General features: G+C 75.3%; 11 protein-coding genes and 3 tRNA genes. 13 read left to right on the forward strand and 1 reads right to left on the reverse strand.

The features are described from left to right. The 5 genes from ACFU9E_RS34945 to ACFU9E_RS34965 form a co-directional block, all read left to right on the forward strand. Window positions 1-1,370 (forward strand): LytR C-terminal domain-containing protein (locus ACFU9E_RS34945; RefSeq protein WP_380688048.1); only part of this gene is annotated, 1,370 nt, incomplete at its 5' end. A 130-nt stretch (window positions 1,371-1,500) separates the two neighbouring features. After that, window positions 1,501-1,971 carry a ribosome silencing factor gene (rsfS, locus tag ACFU9E_RS34950; RefSeq protein ID WP_355372238.1) on the forward strand — a complete coding sequence of 157 codons (471 nt, stop codon included), beginning with the start codon at window positions 1,501-1,503 and terminating at the stop codon, window positions 1,969-1,971. Next, window positions 1,968-2,615: a histidine phosphatase family protein gene (locus ACFU9E_RS34955; RefSeq protein WP_380688054.1), complete on the forward strand. Its 648-nt coding sequence runs from the start codon at window positions 1,968-1,970 to the stop codon at window positions 2,613-2,615. Before rsfS ends, ACFU9E_RS34955 begins: the two co-directional genes overlap by 4 nt. A gap of 133 nt (window positions 2,616-2,748) precedes the next feature. Then, window positions 2,749-2,821: transfer RNA gene (locus ACFU9E_RS34960), tRNA-Ala, on the forward strand. Window positions 2,822-2,858: 37 nt separating this feature from the next. Further along, window positions 2,859-2,931, forward strand: a tRNA-Ala gene (locus tag ACFU9E_RS34965). Between the two features lie 74 nt (window positions 2,932-3,005). On the opposite strand, the gene ACFU9E_RS34970 is transcribed toward ACFU9E_RS34965, so the two are convergent. Then, window positions 3,006-3,983: a helix-turn-helix transcriptional regulator gene (locus tag ACFU9E_RS34970; protein ID WP_380688050.1), complete on the reverse strand. Its 978-nt coding sequence runs from the start codon at window positions 3,981-3,983 to the stop codon at window positions 3,006-3,008. Window positions 3,984-4,085: 102 nt separating this feature from the next. Here ACFU9E_RS34970 and ACFU9E_RS34975 point away from each other — a divergent pair, with 102 nt between their 5' ends. The 8 genes from ACFU9E_RS34975 to ACFU9E_RS35010 all read left to right on the forward strand — a co-directional run bounded on the left by ACFU9E_RS34975 (window position 4,086) and on the right by ACFU9E_RS35010 (window position 16,515). Continuing rightward, complete coding sequence (locus tag ACFU9E_RS34975) at window positions 4,086-5,636, forward strand: MFS transporter (RefSeq protein ID WP_380688052.1); 1,551 nt, start codon at window positions 4,086-4,088, stop codon at window positions 5,634-5,636. Window positions 5,637-5,741: 105 nt separating this feature from the next. After that, a tRNA-Ala gene (locus ACFU9E_RS34980) sits at window positions 5,742-5,814 on the forward strand. Window positions 5,815-5,919: 105 nt separating this feature from the next. After that, the gene (locus tag ACFU9E_RS34985; protein WP_380685142.1) at window positions 5,920-7,344 is read left to right on the forward strand and encodes a hypothetical protein; all 1,425 of its coding nucleotides are present in this window, start codon (window positions 5,920-5,922) and stop codon (window positions 7,342-7,344) included. Window positions 7,345-7,660: 316 nt separating this feature from the next. Further along, the gene (gene leuS, locus ACFU9E_RS34990; RefSeq protein WP_380685143.1) at window positions 7,661-10,582 is read left to right on the forward strand and encodes a leucine--tRNA ligase; all 2,922 of its coding nucleotides are present in this window, start codon (window positions 7,661-7,663) and stop codon (window positions 10,580-10,582) included. A gap of 322 nt (window positions 10,583-10,904) precedes the next feature. Further along, complete coding sequence (locus tag ACFU9E_RS34995; RefSeq protein ID WP_380685144.1) at window positions 10,905-11,732, forward strand: hypothetical protein; 828 nt, start codon at window positions 10,905-10,907, stop codon at window positions 11,730-11,732. 72 nt (window positions 11,733-11,804) lie between these two features. Next, window positions 11,805-12,650, forward strand: coding sequence for a DegV family protein (locus ACFU9E_RS35000; RefSeq protein WP_380685145.1), 846 nt, complete (start codon window positions 11,805-11,807; stop codon window positions 12,648-12,650). 134 nt (window positions 12,651-12,784) lie between these two features. Next, a complete protein-coding gene (locus tag ACFU9E_RS35005) occupies window positions 12,785-13,759 on the forward strand; it encodes a helix-hairpin-helix domain-containing protein (protein WP_380685146.1) in 975 nt (324 codons plus the stop codon). A 167-nt stretch (window positions 13,760-13,926) separates the two neighbouring features. Then, window positions 13,927-16,515 carry a ComEC/Rec2 family competence protein gene (locus ACFU9E_RS35010; RefSeq protein ID WP_380715664.1) on the forward strand — a complete coding sequence of 863 codons (2,589 nt, stop codon included), beginning with the start codon at window positions 13,927-13,929 and terminating at the stop codon, window positions 16,513-16,515. Window positions 16,516-17,065: the final 550 nt, after the last annotated feature.

Consider the following 17,065-nt stretch of genomic DNA (forward strand, 5'->3'; position numbering starts at 1 on the left):
CCCGGGTGCCGCGCCCGGCCGCCGCCGAGCCGGCCGCCCCCGCCCGGCCCGCGCCGCCGTCCGAGCAGGTCGGCGGTGCCCGCCCGGCCCGGGCCAGGACCGCCGCCGGCGGGGCCGAGGACGGCTACCCCACGGACGAGTTCACCTTCGTCGACGACGAGGCGGAGAAGTCCGAGGACGTCATCGACTGGCTGAAGTTCGCCGAGTCCCGCAGCGAGGTGCGCGCCGAGCGCCGCCGCAAGCTGCGCACCCGGCTGATCGGCGCCGGCGTGGTCCTCGCGCTCGCCGCGGCCGGCACCGGCGGCTACCTCTGGTTCACCGGCGACGACGCGAAGAGCGCGGCCGGCGCCGCCGGACCGCGCCAGGTCAACGTCGTCCACCTGCGCGACCTCCAGGGCAAGGTCTCCAGCGCGCTGCTGGTCAACGACGCCTCCGGCCGCAAGGGCACCGTCCTGCTGCTGCCGGACACGCTGCGGCTGCCCGGCCCCGGCGACCCGCCGGTCACCACAATCGGCCAGGCCATGGACACCCTCGGCGCCTCCGGCACCCGCGAAGGCCTGACCACCGTGCTCGGCGCCCCGGTCGCCGGCACCTGGCGCCTGGACACCCCCTACCTGGAACTGCTGGTCGCCCAGCTCGGCGGCGTCCGGGTGGACACCAACGCCGAGGTCCACGACGGGGGCAAGCCGGACGGCAAGGTGCTCGCCGCCGCGGGCAAGAACACCCTGCTCAGCGGGAAGGCGGCGGTGGCCTACGCCACCCTGCAGAACGGCGGCGAGAACCGCGACGCCCAGCTCGCCCGGTTCGGCCAGGTGATGGACGCCGTGGTGCGCACCATGCCGGTCGAGTTCAAGGAGGCCAAGGACGACGTGCACCGGATGAACGCGGTGCTCGACCCCTCGCTGCCCGAGGACGCGCTCGCCGGGGTGCTCGCGCAGATGGCGCAGCTCGCCAAGGACGGCCGGTTCGGCACCAGCGCGCTGACCGTCAAGCCGGACGGCTCGCTCGACGAGGCCACCGCCGGCCAGCAGGTCAAGGAGGTGCTCGGCGGCACCGTCAAGGCCGCGACCAGCGGTGACGCACCGGCCCGGGTCTCCCTCGTGGACGCCACCGGCAACGACCAGGCGGCCGCCGCCGCCCAGGTCCAGGTGGTCAACGCGGGCCTGACCTTCGTGCCCGGCGGCGCCAAGGGCACGCCGCAGCCGGCCAGTGAGATCCGCTACACCGACGACGCCCGGCAGGCCGCCGCGAAGTCGCTGGCGACCAGCCTCAACCTGCCGGAGACGGCGGTCAAGAAGGTCACCGACGCGCAGAACGCCGACCTGGTCGTCGTCCTCGGCAAGGACTACGCGCCGCCGAAGACCCAGTAGCCCGGCCGCGGACGGGCGGGCGGCCCCGGAAAACGGTTCCGGGGCCGCCGGGACGGCGTGAGATCCTGGAAGGCGATCCCCGGCGCGCCGCGCCCGGGGCGCCCCCAAGCCGCCGAGCCGGAAGAACACCGTGACCGCCACTGAGCACAGCCAGGAACTCATCAACGTCGCCGCCCAGGCGGCGGCCGACAAGCTGGCCCACAACATCGTCGCGTTCGACGTCAGCGAGGTGCTGTCGATCACCGACGCCTTCCTGATCGCCTCCGCGAGCAACGACCGCCAGGTCCGCTCGATCGCCGAGGAGATCGAGGACCAGCTGCGCGAGAAGCTGGACATCAAGCCGGTGCGCCGGGAGGGCGAGCGCGAGGGCCGCTGGATCCTGCTCGACTACCTCGACATCGTCGTGCACGTCCAGCACTCCGAGGAGCGCTCCTTCTACTCGCTGGACCGGCTCTGGAAGGACTGCCCCGAGCTGGCGCTGCCGGAGGACGCCATCGCCTCCCGCAACCGCCCCGACGCCCACACCGACGCGGCCGGCAACGCCGTCGCCCCGGCCGAGGTCGCCCCGGCGGACGACTTCGGCGCCGAGGACTACAGCTGAGCCGGGACGCGCGGGGTCCGCGCATCGTCTTCTGGCGGCACGGCCAGACCTCCTGGAACCTCGAATCCCGCTTCCAGGGCACCACGGACATCGAACTGACCGGGCAGGGCGTGCTGCAGGCCCAGCGGGCCGCCCGGCTGCTCTCCGGCCTGCGCCCGGACCTGCTGATCTCCTCCGACCTCCAGCGGGCCCGGCGCACCGCCGAGGAGCTGGCCAAGGTCACCGGCCTGGACGTCGAGCACCACGAGGGGCTGCGCGAGACCTACGCGGGCTCCTGGCAGGGGCTGACCAACGCGGAGATCCGTGAGCGCCACCCCGAGGAGTACGCGGCCTGGACCCGCGGCGAGCCGGTCCGGCGCGGCGGCGGTGAGCTCGCGAGCGAGGTCGCGGACCGTTCCGTGCCGGTGGTGCTCGACGCGGCCGGCAAGCTGCCCGAGGGCGGCACCCTGGTCGTGGTCAGCCACGGCGGCACCATCCGCACCATGCTCGGGCGGATGCTCGGCCTGGAGCCGGTGCTGTGGGAGTGCTTCGGCGGGCTGTCGAACTGCTGCTGGTCCGTGCTGGGCCGCGGCGCGCGGGGCTGGCGGCTGCTGGAGCACAACGCGGGCACCCTGCCCCAGCCCGTCATCGGCGACGACACCTGAGATCCCCCGGGTGGGGGTGCGGAGGGGGCCCCGGAGAGCGGATTTCGCAGTTCCGGGCCTTTGCGGTTAGAGTCTTCCTCGTTCGCACGGAGGGAACGCGGCCCGGAAGGGAAGCGGGAAATCCGGCGAGTGAGGGGCTGTAGCTCAGTTGGTAGAGCGCTTGCATGGCATGCAAGAGGTCCGGGGTTCAATTCCCCGTAGCTCCACTCCGCACCCGGGGTCCGTGAGGGCCACGTGTGTCGCGGGGCTGTAGCTCAGTTGGTAGAGCGCTTGCATGGCATGCAAGAGGTCCGGGGTTCAATTCCCCGTAGCTCCACAGACTGTGGAAGGCCGTCACCCGATGGGTGGCGGCCTTCCGTCGTTCCCATTGCTCCCCGTGCGCGGGGGGGCTCATTCGGTGGGCCCGGTGCGGGCGTGGTCGCAGGTGGCGGTCCGGCCGCCCGGCCCCAGCGCCGCCAGCCGCTCCACCCGCGCGCGGTCCTCCGGCCCGTCCGGGGTGTAGACGGCGACGTACGCCTCCGGGATCCCGGGGATCGTCAGGTACGTCGCGTTCAGCCGCATCACGCCCACCCGCGGGTGCCAGAACACCTTCAGCGACGTCCGCCGCGAGGACACCTCCTGCCGGGCCCACAGCTCCCGGAACTCCTCGCTCGCCTCCCGCAGCGACTGCACGAACTCCTCCCACGCCGGCTCGCCGACGTGCCGCCCGTACGCGCCGCGCAGCACCGCGACCATCGTCGGCAGCTGCTCGGCCCGGTTCAGGAACGGGTTGCAGCACTCCGGGCTGGTCACCGTGCACCAGAGGCTGTTGAACCAGCCGTCGGCCGTCCGCGCCCGGCTCGCGGCGAACAGCGCCTCGTAGGTGGAGTTCCACCCCAGCACGTCGTACCGGCTGTTGGAGACCGCGGCCGGCAGCGGCACCAGCGCGTCCAGGATCAGCTGGGTCGACGGGTCCAGCACCGGGTCCGGGAACGCCGTGGGCCGCACCGCCACCCCGGCCAGCCGGAACAGGTGCGCGCGCTCGGCGGCGTCCAGCAGCAGCACCCGGGCCACCGCCGTGAGCACCTGGGCGCTGGCGTTGATCCGGCGCCCCTGCTCCAGCCACGTGTACCAGGTGACCCCGACCCCGGCGAGCTGTGCCACCTCCTCGCGGCGCAGGCCCGGGGTGCGGCGGCGCAGTCCGGGCGGCAGGCCGACGTCCTCGGGGGAGACCCGGGCGCGGCGGGCGCGCAGGAAGTCGGCCAGCTCGGTGCGCCGGCGGTCGCGCCGGCCGGCGGGGGCCGCGCCGGCGACGGGGTGCCTGCCGGCGGCGGGGGGTTTCCCGGCGACGGGGGGCTTGACGGTGCCGGGGGTGTCCACGACGGTCATACCCGCCATCGTGCCGCAGCCCCGCGGGCCGAAACAGGTGCTGCCAGTACCAGGATCCGCAGACACTAACCACTGGTACCGGGCCGCCGTGAGGCTCGACGCATGACCGATCTCCAGACCCGGCGCCGAGCGGCCGGGGCCGCCCCGGCGGCCGGCGCCCCCGCGGTCCGGCCCGGTACGGCGTCCGTCGCCCGGCCCGGACCGCTGCTCGCGCTCGTCCTCGGCGGCCAGTTCATGGCCGTCCTCGACGCCGCCATCGTCAACGTCGCTGTGCAGACCATCCGCACCGACCTGCACGCCTCCGGCGCCGCCCTGCAACTCGTGGTGGCCGGCTACACCGTCGCCTACGCCGTCCTGCTCATCACCGGCGCCCGGCTCGGCGCCCGCTACGGCTACAGCCGGGTCTTCCAGAGCGGCCTGGCCGCCTTCACCGCCGCCTCGCTGGCCTGCGGGCTGGCCCCCGGCACCGGCTGGCTGATCGCCGCCCGGCTGCTCCAGGGCGCCGGAGCGGCCCTGATGGTCCCCCAGGTGATGAGCCTCATCCAGCGGACCTTCACCGGCCAGGCCCGGGTCCGCGCCCTGGGCCTGTACTCGGCCGTCCTCGCCGGCGGCATCGCGGCCGGTCAGGTGCTCGGCGGGGTGCTCGTCAGCGCCGATCTGTTCGGCTCCGGCTGGCGCCCGGTCTTCCTGGTCAACCTGCCGATCGGCGTGCTGCTGCTGGCGGCCGGAGCCCGGCTGCTGCCGAAGCTGCCCGGGGACCGCGACCGCGGCTTCGACGTGCCCGGCCTGCTGGTGCTCGCCGCCGCGATCGGGCTGCTCGTCGTCCCGCTGGTGCTCGGCCACGAACTCGGCTGGCCCGGCTGGGGCTGGGCGATGCTCACCGCGAGCGCGCTGCTGTTCGCCCTGTTCGCGGTCGTCGAGCGGCGGATCGCGCGGCGCGGCGGGCAGCCGCTGATCAGCGGGCGGGTCCTCGGCGCGGCCGGACTGCTGCCCGCCGTCGGCGCGGTGTTCATGATCCTGCTGGCCTTCGCCGGCTTCATGTTCTCCTTCGCCCTGCACCAGCAGTCCGGGCTCGGGTACAGCGCCCTGCGCGCCGGGCTCGACTCCGCTCCGGTCGCCGCCGGCTTCGGCGTCGCCAGCCTGTACTGGCAGCGGCTGCCCGGGCGCCTGCACGGCGTCCTGCCCACGCTCGGCGCCGGCCTGCTCGCCGTCGGCTACGTCCTGTTCGGCGTCCTGCTGCGCGACGGCTCCGCGGTCGGCGCGGTGGCGCTGGCGCTCTCCGCCGTCCTCGGGCTGCTCGGCGGCTGCGCCTACGCGCCGCTGGTCACCCGGGCGCTCGCCAGGGTCGCCCCCGCCGACGCGGCGGACGGCAGCGGGGTCGTGGTCACCGCGGTCCAGCTCGGCCAGGTCATCGGCATCGCGCTGGTCGGCTCGGTGTTCCTCGGCGCGGTCGACCCGCCGGCGTCCGCCGCCGACTCCGGCCACGGGCTGCTGCTCGCCACGGCCACCGTCGGCGGGGCCGTCGCGCTGGCCACCGGCTTCGCCGCCCGGGTGGCTGTCCGGGGCGCCGCTCGGGGTGCGGTCACCGGCCGGGCCGGGGCCGTCGCCGAGGTCCGGGAGGAGCGGTCGGCGGACGGGCCCGCGGGCGGGTAGGGGGCCGTCGCGGGAACGGATTCGTGGAGCACCCCCCGGACCGTGTAAAGTAGTCGATGTCGCCGAGGGAAACGGAACAAAACCCCCGGTGACATCGCAGGTCAAGGGGCTGTAGCTCAGTTGGTAGAGCGCTTGCATGGCATGCAAGAGGTCCGGGGTTCAATTCCCCGTAGCTCCACAGGAAACGAAGGCCGCCTCCCGTCACGGGAGGCGGCCTTCGGCGTTCGCGGCTTTTCCACGACCTCCCGGCGCACGCCCCCGGCGGAACGCTACCGTCGGATCCATGGCCGATCTGGAGCGCAGACGCAACGAGGAACTCGCCCGGATACTCCACCAGCTCGGCTGGAGCCCGGAGCGGCTCGCCCGCGAGGTCAACCTCACCGTCCCGGCCCGGCTCGCGATCAGCTCCACCGCCCCCTACAAGTGGCGCGACCGCGGCATGGTCCCGCGCAGCCCGCACGACCAGGCCGTCTGCGAGGTGCTCGGCCGCACCCTCGGCATCGCCGTCACCTACGAGCAGCTCTGGGGCCCGATGGGCGGCCACCGCGGTGCCAAGATCCTCTCCCCGCGCCTGCTCACCGACCCGTGGACCGCCGACACCGCGCAGACCGCGCTGCGCGAGACCGCCGCCGACGCCGGCCCCGTGCGCCTCACCGACCTCTTCCGCGGCGCCGACGTCGCCGAGGCCGCCCGCCGGCTGGCCACCCCGCCGCCCGCCCTCTCCGGCGACGGCGCGCTGCGCGTCGACCCGGCGCTGATCGGCGAACTCGCCGCCACCCACCGCAGCAAAGTGCGGCTGGAACGGTCCTGCGGCGGCGGACTCGTCCTCGGCCCCGTCCGCGCCGAACTGGCCATGGTCGCCAAGCTGCTGGAGCTCGGCGGGTACGACGAACCGCTCGGCCGGGCGCTGTACGGCGCGGCGGGCCGCCTCGCCCGGCTCGCCGCCTGGGCCGCCTTCGACCTCGGCCACGACGCCACCGCCCAGCGGGCGTTCGCCGCCGCGCTGCGCGCCGCCCACCTGAGCGGCGGACGCCGGGACGGGGTGGCGGTGCTCGGCGGCCTGGTGGTGCTGGCCACCTGGAGCGCGGGCGGGCGCGGGCTCGACGTGGTCACGGTGCTCGCGCAGGCGGTGGCGGCGGCCGGGGACGGGCTCGGCCCGGCCGACCGGGCGCTGCAGCTCGGCCGGATCGCCCGCGCCCACGGTCGGCGCGGCGACGCGGCCGGGCTCGCCGAGACGGCGGGGCGGGCGTTCGCGGAGCTGGACGGGGCCCCGGGCGGCGCCGGGGGCGTGGAGGGCACGGGGGGCGAGCGGCGGGCGGACCTCGCGGGGATGGTGGGGGAGGGGTACCTGTTCCTGGGTGAGCACGGGCGGGCGCAGGCGTTGCTGGCCGAGGCGGTGGGCGGTCTGGGGCCGGGCCGGGCGCGGGTGCGGGCGCTGCTGATGGTCCGGCTGGCCGACTCGCAGCGGCTGGCGGGTGACACCGCGGAAGCGGCGCGCACCGCGGACCGGGCGCGGGCGCTGGCGGCGGGGATGCAGTCGGAGCGGGTGGCGCGGGCGCTGCGGGGGATCGACGCGGCGTTCCGGTCGGCGGGGGACGGCGTGGCGGGGGCGGGTGCGGGTTCGGTCGGTGGGGGACCGGTGGGTGGGGCGGGGGCGGGCTCGGCCGGTGCATCGCGTGCGGGCGCGGGCACGTCGGAGGGGTCGTAGCGCCGGGTGGCGGGGCGCGGGGCGGAAGGCGCGTCGGCGGTATCCCCGGGGAGCGGCCGACCCCCTTGCGGTACCCTGAGCCCATGCGAACCGCGCGCCTGCTCCTTAGTCGGCCGCGCTGACCAGGACCGGCCACGCCCGAGGGCGGGGCCGGAGTCGGCGTGGCACCCCCTCCTGCGAGGGGCTTTTTTGTTTTCCGCCCGGGCCCGCCGCCCGGCGTCCGTCCGGGTCCCGTCCGGGTCCCGCCCGGGCACCCGTCCCGCCGCCGGCCCTGTACGCCGGTTCGCCAACTGACATCGATGGAGCTTGAAGGACCATGAGCGAGACGACCCCTGCGTCCGGTGCGGCCGACACCGCGACCGCGCCGTTCCGGTACAGCGCCGCCCTGGCGGCGGAGATCGAGTCCCGCTGGCAGGACATCTGGGAGAAGGAGGGGACGTTCCACGCCCCCAACCCGGCCGGTGACCTGGTCGACCCGGCCGGCGCCGACGTCGCCGCGAAGCCGCACAGCTTCATCATGGACATGTTCCCGTACCCGTCGGGCGCCGGCCTGCACGTCGGCCACCCGCTGGGCTACATCGCCACCGACGTCTTCGCCCGCTACCAGCGGATGAACGGCTACAACGTCCTGCACACCCTGGGCTACGACTCCTTCGGCCTGCCCGCCGAGCAGTACGCCGTGCAGACCGGCACCCACCCGCGGGTCTCCACCGAGGCCAACATCGCCAACATGCGCCAGCAGCTGCGCCGGCTGGGCCTGGGCCACGACCCGCGCCGCTCGATCGCCACGATCGACCCCGAGTACTACCGCTGGACGCAGTGGATCTTCCTGCAGATCTTCGACTCCTGGTACGACGAGCAGGCCGCCAAGGCCCGCCCGATCGCCGAGCTGGTCGCCGAGTTCGAGAACGGCGGCCGTGAGGTCCCCGGCGGCCGCGCCTGGTCCGAGCTGAACGGCGCCGAGCGCGAGGACGTGCTGGGCGAGTACCGGCTGGCCTACGCCAAGGAGGTGCCGGTCAACTGGTGCCCCGGCCTGGGCACCGTGCTGTCCAACGAGGAGGTCACCGCCGACGGTCGCTCCGAGCGCGGCAACTTCCCCGTCTTCAAGTCCAACCTGCGCCAGTGGATGATGCGGATCACCGCCTACTCCGACCGGCTGATCTCCGACCTGGACCTGCTGGACTGGCCCGAGGCGATCAAGCTGCAGCAGCGCAACTGGATCGGCCGCTCCGAGGGCGCCCGCGTCGACTTCTCGGTCGGTGGCGTGGGTGACGGCGGCGTCGGCGGCGACCGGAAGATCACCGTCTTCACCACCCGCCCCGACACCCTGTTCGGCGCCACCTACATGGTCCTGGCCCCCGAGCACGAGCTGGTCGACACGATCGTGCCCGCCGCCTGGCCCGAGGGCACCCGCGAGGCGTGGACCGGCGGCGCCGCCACCCCCGCCGAGGCCGTCACCGCCTACCGCGCCGCCGCGGCCGCCAAGTCCGACGTCGAGCGACAGGTCGAGGCCAAGGTCAAGACCGGCGTCTTCACCGGCGCCTACGCCGTCAACCCGGTCAGCGGCGAGCCCGTCCCGGTCTTCATCGCCGACTACGTGCTGATGGGCTACGGCACCGGCGCCATCATGGCCGTCCCCGCCCACGACCACCGCGACTTCGCCTTCGCGCGCGCCTTCGACCTGCCGATGCGCTGCGTCGTCGAGCCCACCGACGGCCGCGGCGAGGACCCGGCCGACTGGGACGACGCGTTCGACACCTACGACTCCGTCATCGTCAACTCGGCCCACGACGAGGGCACCGCGGACGGCATCGCGCTGAACGGCCTGAGCGTCGTCGACGCCAAGGCCGCCGTCACCGCCTGGCTGACCGCGCGCGGCATCGGCGAAGGCACCGTCAACTACCGCCTGCGCGACTGGCTGTTCAGCCGCCAGCGGTACTGGGGCGAGCCCTTCCCGATCGTCTACGACGAGGACGGCGTCATGCACGCGCTGCCCGAGTCGATGCTGCCCGTCGAAGTTCCGCAGGTCGACGACTACTCGCCGCACACCTACGACCCGTACGACTCCACCTCCACGCCGAAGACCCCGCTGTCCCGCAACGAGGACTGGGTCAACGTCGAGCTGGACCTGGGCGACGGCCCGAAGAAGTACCGCCGCGAGACCAACACCATGCCCAACTGGGCCGGCTCCTGCTGGTACGAGCTGCGCTACATCGACCCGTCCAACCGCGAGCAGGTCGTCGACCCGGCCAACGAGCGCTACTGGCTGGGCCCCACCGAGCAGAAGCCCGGCGGCGGCGCCGACCTGTACGTCGGCGGTGCCGAGCACGCCGTCCTGCACCTGCTGTACGCCCGCTTCTGGCACAAGGTGCTGCACGACCTGGGCCACGTCTCGTCCGTCGAGCCGTTCCACAAGCTGTTCAACCAGGGCATGATCACCGCCGACGTCTACCGCGACGAGCGCGGCTTCCCGGTGCCCGCCGCCGAGGTCGAGGAGCGCGGCGGCCAGTACTTCTGGCAGGGCGAGCAGGTCAAGCGCGAGGCCGGCAAGATGGGCAAGTCCCTGAAGAACGCCGTCGCCCCCGACGAGATCGCCGACGAGTACGGCGCCGACACGCTGCGCCTGTACGAGATGTCGATGGGCCCGCTGGACGTCTCCCGTCCGTGGGACACCCGCGCCGTCGTCGGCTCCTACCGCTTCCTGCAGCGGCTGTGGCGCAACATCGTCGACGAGACGACCGGCGAGCTGGTGGTGACGGAGGAGGAGCCGGACGAGGCGACGCTGCGTGCCCTGCACAAGGCCGTCGACGGCATCCGCGGGGACATGGCCGGGCTGCGCTTCAACACGGCCGTCGCCAAGGCGATCGAGCTGAACAACTACCTGGTCAAGCGTGGGTCCACGCCGCGCTCGGTGGCCGAGCAGGTGGTGCTGGCGGTCGCCCCGCTGGCCCCGCACATCGCGGAGGAGCTGTGGCGCCGGCTGGGCCACGGCGAGTCGCTGGCGCACACCGACTACCCGGTGGCCGACCCGGCGTACGTCGTCGACGAGACGGTGACCTGCGTGGTGCAGGTCAAGGGCAAGGTCAAGGCCCGGCTGGAGGTCGCGCCGTCGATCTCGGACGCCGAGCTGGAGGCGCTGGCGCTGGCCGACCCGGCGGTCGTCGCGGCGATCGGCGGGGCCGAGGTGCGCAAGGTGATCGCGCGGGCGCCGAAGCTGGTCAACATCGTCACCGGCTGAGGCCGCTGCCGGTGGCGGGGCGGGCGTTCCTTCGGGAGCGTCCGCCCCGCGGCGTCTTCGGGGGCGTCGGGGGAGGGGGCCGGGGGCTTGGGGCTTGGGGAGCTGGGCTTGGGGAGCTGGGCTCGGGGGGCTGGGCTCGGGGGGCTGGGCTCGGGGCTCGGGGTTCACCCCTAGTCGTCCCTGAACCCGCCCCTGAACTCCGGCCCGGCGGCCCTGATCGACCGCCCGCGGGGCGGCTGCCGGGGCTACGGTGGAACCCACGGTGGGCCGGCCCGCGTTGGGCCCGGTGGGGGCCGGTTCGGCTGGCGGAAGGTGGCGCGTGATGGAGATCCTCGGGGTGTTGCTCGTACTCTCCGTGCTGTTCGGGCTCGGGGTGGCGGTGCTCGTCGTCGTCGGACTGGTCAAGGCCGCCCGGGCGGTCGGCGAGAAGATGGAACGCCAGGAGGCCAAGGCCCGCCGGGCGGTCGAGAACGTCACGCTCAAGGCCAAGACCTACACCCAGACCGGCCCGCAGGGACAGATCTCCGCCGTCCGCCTGCGTCTGCGGACGTCGTTGGACGGCACCCGGCAGGTCCTGCAGGGCGCCGTCGCCCAGGACGGCCAGCTCGGCGAGTCGCTCGCGCTGCTGGCCCGGCTGGACGCCCATGCGGCGGAGCTGGACGGCGAGCTGCGGATGCTGGAGCGCGAGCCGGACGCCGGGCGCGTCGCGGCGAAGCTGCCGGAGCTGCGCGAGCGCGCCGAGCGGATCACGCGCTCGGCGGAGAGCATGCGCTGGGCGGCGCAGGACCGGATGCACCGGTTCGCGGAGGACGAGCTGAGCCGGCTGAGCCAGGAGTGCGAGAACGAGGCGGGGGCGCTGCGGCACTGGGATGCTGCTGCGGGTGCTGCGGGTGCTGCGGGTGCTGCGGGTGCTGCGGGTGCTGCGGGTGCTGCGGGTGCTTCGGGCGTCTCCGCTGCGGCGCGCGAGGCCGGTTCGGCCGGTGGGTCCGGTGCGGCCGCTGGGACGGGGACGGCGGGCGGGGCCCGGCCGGGGCTCACGGACGGCCGTGGCGGCCGGCCCAGCGCCGAGGACCTGCTCGGTCTCGCCGACCCGGTGGCCAAGCTGGCGCAGCGGCTGCGCAAGCCGTCCGCCGGACCCTCGGCCGGTTGAGCCCGGCCGAGCCCGATCGAGCGGCGACCCGGATGCTGCCCTCCGGCCCGGGTGGGGAGTAACCTCCGCCTCATGCCCGCCGACCTCGCACTTGTCACCGACTCCACGGCCTATCTGCCCCAGCACGCCGTCGACCGGCACGGGATCACCGTGGTCCCGCTGAGCGTCGCGGTCGGCGACGAGGTGCGCGCGGAGGGCGTCGAGATCTCCCCGAAGGACGTCGCGGAGGCTCTCCGCGGCAAGCACCGGGTCACCACCTCCCGGCCCAGCCCGGAGTCCTTCGCCGCCGCCTACCGGTCGGCCGCCGAGGCCGGCGCGCGGGGCATCGTCTCGGTGCACATCTCCGGCGAGCTGTCCGGGACGGCGGAGGCCGCCCGGCTCGCGGCGGCCGAGGCGCCCGTCCCGGTGCGGGTGGTGGACAGCCGGCTGGTCGGGATGGCCCTCGGGTACGGGGTGCTGGCGGCGGCCGAGGCGATCGCGGCCGGCGCGGACCTCGACGGGACGGTGGCGGCGGTCGAGCGGCGCACGGCCGTGACCAGCGGGTTCTTCTACGTCGACACCCTGGAGTACCTGCGCAGGGGCGGCCGGATCGGCGCCGCGCGAGCGCTGCTCGGCTCGGCGCTCGCGGTCAAGCCGCTGCTGCACCTGGACGGGGGGCGGATCGAGCCCCTGGAGAAGGTCCGCACGGCGTCGCGGGCGATCGCACGGTTGGAGGAGGTCGCGGTCGAGCGGGCGGGGGAGGGGGAGGTCGACATCGCCGTCCACCACCTGGCGGCGGAGGACCGGGCCGAGCCGCTCGCCGAGCGCCTGCGGGAACGGGTGCCGGGACTGCGCGACCTCTACGTCGGCGAAGTGGGGGCGGTGATCGGCGCGCACGTCGGGCCGGGGCTGCTGGCGGTGGTGGTCTCGCCCCGGTGACGGGTGCCGGGTTGTCAACGTCTGGCGCCCTTCCTCCCTCCTGAGGGTGAGCTTCTTTGTCCACAACCCCCGGGTTTTCCACAGGTATTCGGTAATCTCCGCGCCCTGTCCGGGCGGTTCCTACCGTGCTCCGCATGACGAGCATGCGAATCGGCGCACGCAAGCGCCACGAGATCCAGCGGGTCAACGAGACCGCGAGCCTGCGGATGGCGGCCCTCCTGCCCGAGGCCGGGGATCCGCCGGACACCGAGCCCTCGGTGTACGCGGCGCCGACCGACTCCGGTGCGCCGCCGCCGCTCGGTGCGCCGTCACCCGTTGTGCCGCCGCTCGGTGCGCCGTCACCCGGTGTGCCGCCGCCCGGCTGCCCTGCGCCCGACCGGGCCGCGTTCGATGAGGCCGTGCCCCTGCCCGGGCCGGCCGCGAGTCCGTGGGCGGGCCATGCGCTGACGCTCGACCGGCGGGCGGCGGTCGGCCTCCTCGTCCTCCTGCTGCTCACCGTCGGCTACGGCGTGCAGCACTTCTGGCTGGCACGGCCGCAGCGGGTCGAGGTGCCGGCCATCGCCGTCGCCTCGGTGCCGTCGGCCGCCACCCCGGGGCCGGGCCCGCCCGAGGCCGCGGCCGCCGGCGCGGCGGGCGGCGCGACCGCGAGCGATACCGGCGGCGCGGCGCCGGGCGCCGTCGTGGTGGTCGACATCGGAGGCCGGGTCGGCTCCCCGGGGGTGCACATCCTGCCCGGCGGCTCCCGGGTCGCGGACGCCCTGCGGGTGGCCGGTGGGCCGTTGCCCGGGACGGACACCAGGAACCTCAACCTGGCCCGCGTTCTGGCGGACGGCGAGCAGATCCTCGTCGGCGAGCCGAGTCCTCAACCGGCCACCGGGGCGGGCCCGGGGCCGCCGTCCGCCGGTGCGTCGAAGCAGCCGGTCAGTCTCAACCACGCCACCCTCGAACAGCTCGACACGCTCCCCGGCGTCGGCCCGACCCTCGCCCAGCGCATCCTCACCTTCCGCGCCTCCCACGGCGGCACGTTCCGCTCTCTTGACCAACTCCGGCAGGTGAGCGGGATCGGCGAGCGCACCTACACGGAAATCCGGCCGCTGCTCACCCTCTGACGGTCCGCCAACGCTGCCCCCTTCCGCTGCCCTGCCCGAAAGGAGGTGCCGTCATCGCCACCGCTGCCCCCACTCCCGCCCCCACTCCTGCTTCCACCCCTGCCGTCCCCGCCCCGCCTCGCTCGAACGACCTCCGCCTGCTGCTGCCCGCCGGTGCCGCCTGGGCCGTGACGGCCGCGGTCCTCGGCCTGGGCCCCGGGCACGCCTCCTCCCTCGCGGTGGCGGCGGGCGTGACCGCGCTCGTCGGGTTGGTCCTCTTCGCCCGCCGGGCGGGTGCGGGTGCCGGCCCGCTCCGCCGCCGGTCTGTCACCGTGACCCTCGCCGCCGTGCTGCTCACCGCTGCCGCCGCCACGGCGGCCACCCTCCTGCACACCGCCGACCTGCACCGCGGGCCACTGCCCGAACTGGCCCGCGCCACCGGCCCGGCACCCGAGGTCGGCGTCGACCTCACCCTCACCGGTGACCCGCGCGTGCGCGTCTCCCACGGCGCAGGCTCCGGTTCCGGCCAGGCACTGCTCACGGTGGACGCCGTGGTGGACCGCGTCGCCGTGCCCGACGGCGCCCTCCCGGGCAAGCCGGGCCCGCACACCGTCCGCACCCGCACGCCGGTCACCGTCCTGGTCCGCGGTTCGGACACCGGCGCGTGGGAGCGGCTACTGCCCTCGACCCGCCTCGCCGCCGAGGTGACGGTCCGTCCGTCGGGCGAACGCGGCGGCGGGTCGGCGGCGCTGCTGGTCGCACACGGCGAACCACGCACGCTCGCGCCGCCGAGCCTGCCGCAGCGGATCGCCGGGCGGCTGCGCGAGGGGCTGCGCGAGGCCACCGACGGCCTGCCGCCGGACGAGCGCGGACTGCTGCCCGGCCTCGTCGTGGGGGACACCTCGCGGCTGCCGGACGACCTCTGGGAGGCGTTCCGGGACACCGACCTGGCCCACCTGGTCGCGGTCAGCGGGGCCAACCTCGCGATCGTGCTGGGCGTGCTGCTCGGCGCCCCGGGGCGGGCCGGCACCGCCGAACGGCGCGGACTGGCCGCCCTGCTCGGGATCCCGCTGCGCACCACGGCGCTGCTCGGCGCCGCCGTCACCCTGGCCTTCGTGACGATCTGCCGCCCGGAGCCCAGCGTGCTCAGAGCGGCGGGGACGGGGCTGATCGGACTGCTGGCGCTGGCCACCGGCCGCCCGCGCCAGGCGGTGCCGGCGCTGGCGGGCACGGCCTTGCTGCTGGTCCTCCTCGACCCGTACCTGGCACGCTCCTTCGGCTTCCTGCTGTCGGTGCTCGCCACGACCGGGCTGCTGGTCCTCGGCCCGCGCTGGGCGGGCGCCCTGCGGGCGCGGGGCTGGCCGCACCACCTCGCGGGCGCGGTCGGAGCGACGGCGGCGGCGCAGGCGCTCTGCGCGCCGGTGACAGTGGTGTTCTCCGGGCACGTCAGCCTCGTCGGGATCCCGTGCAACCTGCTGGCCGAGCTGGCGGTGGCCCCGGCGACCCTGCTGGGCTTCGCGGTCCTGGCACTCGACCCGCTCTCACCCTCGCTGGCCCGGCTGCTCGCCGAGCCCGCAGCCGTCCCGGTCGGCTGGCTGGCCGCGGTCGCCCGGCACGGGGCGGAGCTTCCGGGCGGTCGGCTGTCCTGGCCGGGTGGATGGGTCGGCACGGTGAGCCTCGCCGTCGGCACGGCCGCGCTCTGCTGCGTGGTGCCGTCGCTGCTGCCCCGGCGTGCCGCCTACGGGGCCGGTGGGCGTCGACCTCGCGGGCGGCTCCGCTCGGTGGCGGTGGGCGTGCTGCTGCTCGTCCTGCTCGCCGTGTTGCTGCGGCCTCCGTCGCTGGCCCGGATCGCGACCGGCTGGCCGCCGCCGGGCTGGCGGCTGGTCATGTGCGACGTGGGGCAGGGCGACATGCTGGTGCTGCCGGTGGCGCCGGAGAGCGGCGACCCGCCCGACAGCGCGGTGGTGGTGGACGCCGGTCCGGATCCGCAGGACGCCGACCGCTGTCTGCGTGATCTGGGGATCACCCGGGTGCCGCTCTTCCTGGCGACGCACTTCCACGCCGATCACGTCGAGGGGCTGCCGGGCGTGCTGCACGGGCGACGGGTCGGGGTGGTGCAGGGGACGACGGTGAACGATCCGCCGGGTGAGGCCGCCAGGGTCGCGCAATGGGCGGCGCAGGCCGGGGTGCCGCTGACGCGGGCCGGTCCCGGCGAGCGCCGGTCGGCGGGGGCCGAGGTCACGTGGGAGGTGCTGTGGCCGGACGGAGAGGAGTCGAAGGCCGTGTCGGGTGCGAACAACGCCAGTGTTGCGCTGCTGGTGACCCTGGCGGGCGGTGTGCGGATGGCCCTGCTGGGCGATCTGGAGCCGCCGGCGCAGGAGGCCCTGTTGAGCAGACTGAGGACGGACGGGAAGGAGAGCAAGGTGGACGTGTTGAAGGTGGCTCACCACGGTTCGGCCCACCAGGACTGGGAGTTGACGGCGGCGTTGGGTCCCCGGCTGGCCCTGATCTCCTGCGGTGCGGACAACCCGTACGGGCACCCGTCGCCGCGCACGGTGGACCGGCTGCGCACGCTGGGTGCCACGGTGCTGCGAACGGACCGGATGGGCGACATCGCGGTGACGGGTGCCGACCCGAGCCGCCTCGGCGCCGCCGTGCACCCGCACGCCGGACACCCCGGCCCCGGCCCGCACCGTCCGAGGGCCACCCAAACGGCGAAGCCGGGTGCCACGCTTGCGGCGCGCGCCGGCCGAGGCCAGCGCGCGCCGCCCTGGTGACCCCACCTCTCCTTCCCGACCACTTGGGTGGATGGGGCTTGGGGTTGGGGGCAAGTGGTCGGGGAGGAGGGGAGGGGTGGGCTCGGGCCCGGAAGAAACGATTCTTCGCGCCCGGCCCGAGCGGTGCGCTCGGGCCGGGCGAACACCGAGCGGGCGTGGGTGTGAGCCGTGGAGGGCGGACCCGGGTGAGGGCGTGAACGACCTCATCGCGCTCCGGCCGAGGCCCGGAGCGCGATGAGGGACCTCTTCTTCGGCACCCGCTCTTGTGGGCGGCGGACCGGCTGCGCGCCGGCCACCGCCGGCGCGCAGCCGCAGCCGCTCTTCGGTGGGCAGGGGAGGGCCGGGCCGCGAGAAGAACGATTCCTCCCGCCCCGGCCTGAGTGCCCCGCTCGGGCCGGGCGAGCACCACAGCGGCCCGGAGACGTTCCGCAGGATGTCCGCCCGGGCGGTACGGGCGCACCCTCCGCGGGGGGGGGGGGGGGGGGGCGCGGCGGCCCCCCCCCCGCCCGCCCCCCCGCCCCCCCGCGCCGCCCCCCCCGCCGGGGGGGCG

It is taken from the genome of Kitasatospora sp. NPDC057595 (assembly GCF_042800875.1).
GTDB lineage: Bacteria > Actinomycetota > Actinomycetes > Streptomycetales > Streptomycetaceae > Kitasatospora.

Excerpts from the sequence above, each read along its gene's own strand:
- ACFU9E_RS34970 (WP_380688050.1), bottom strand. The coding sequence starts at position 3,983 with ATGACCGTCGTGGACACCCCCGGCACCGTCAAGCCCCCCGTCGCCGGG.
- ACFU9E_RS34975 (WP_380688052.1), top strand. The coding sequence starts at position 4,086 with ATGACCGATCTCCAGACCCGGCGCCGAGCGGCCGGGGCCGCCCCGGCG.
- ACFU9E_RS34985 (WP_380685142.1), top strand. The coding sequence starts at position 5,920 with ATGGCCGATCTGGAGCGCAGACGCAACGAGGAACTCGCCCGGATACTC.
- leuS (WP_380685143.1), top strand. The coding sequence starts at position 7,661 with ATGAGCGAGACGACCCCTGCGTCCGGTGCGGCCGACACCGCGACCGCG.
- ACFU9E_RS34995 (WP_380685144.1), top strand. The coding sequence starts at position 10,905 with ATGGAGATCCTCGGGGTGTTGCTCGTACTCTCCGTGCTGTTCGGGCTC.
- ACFU9E_RS35000 (WP_380685145.1), top strand. The coding sequence starts at position 11,805 with ATGCCCGCCGACCTCGCACTTGTCACCGACTCCACGGCCTATCTGCCC.
- ACFU9E_RS35005 (WP_380685146.1), top strand. The coding sequence starts at position 12,785 with ATGACGAGCATGCGAATCGGCGCACGCAAGCGCCACGAGATCCAGCGG.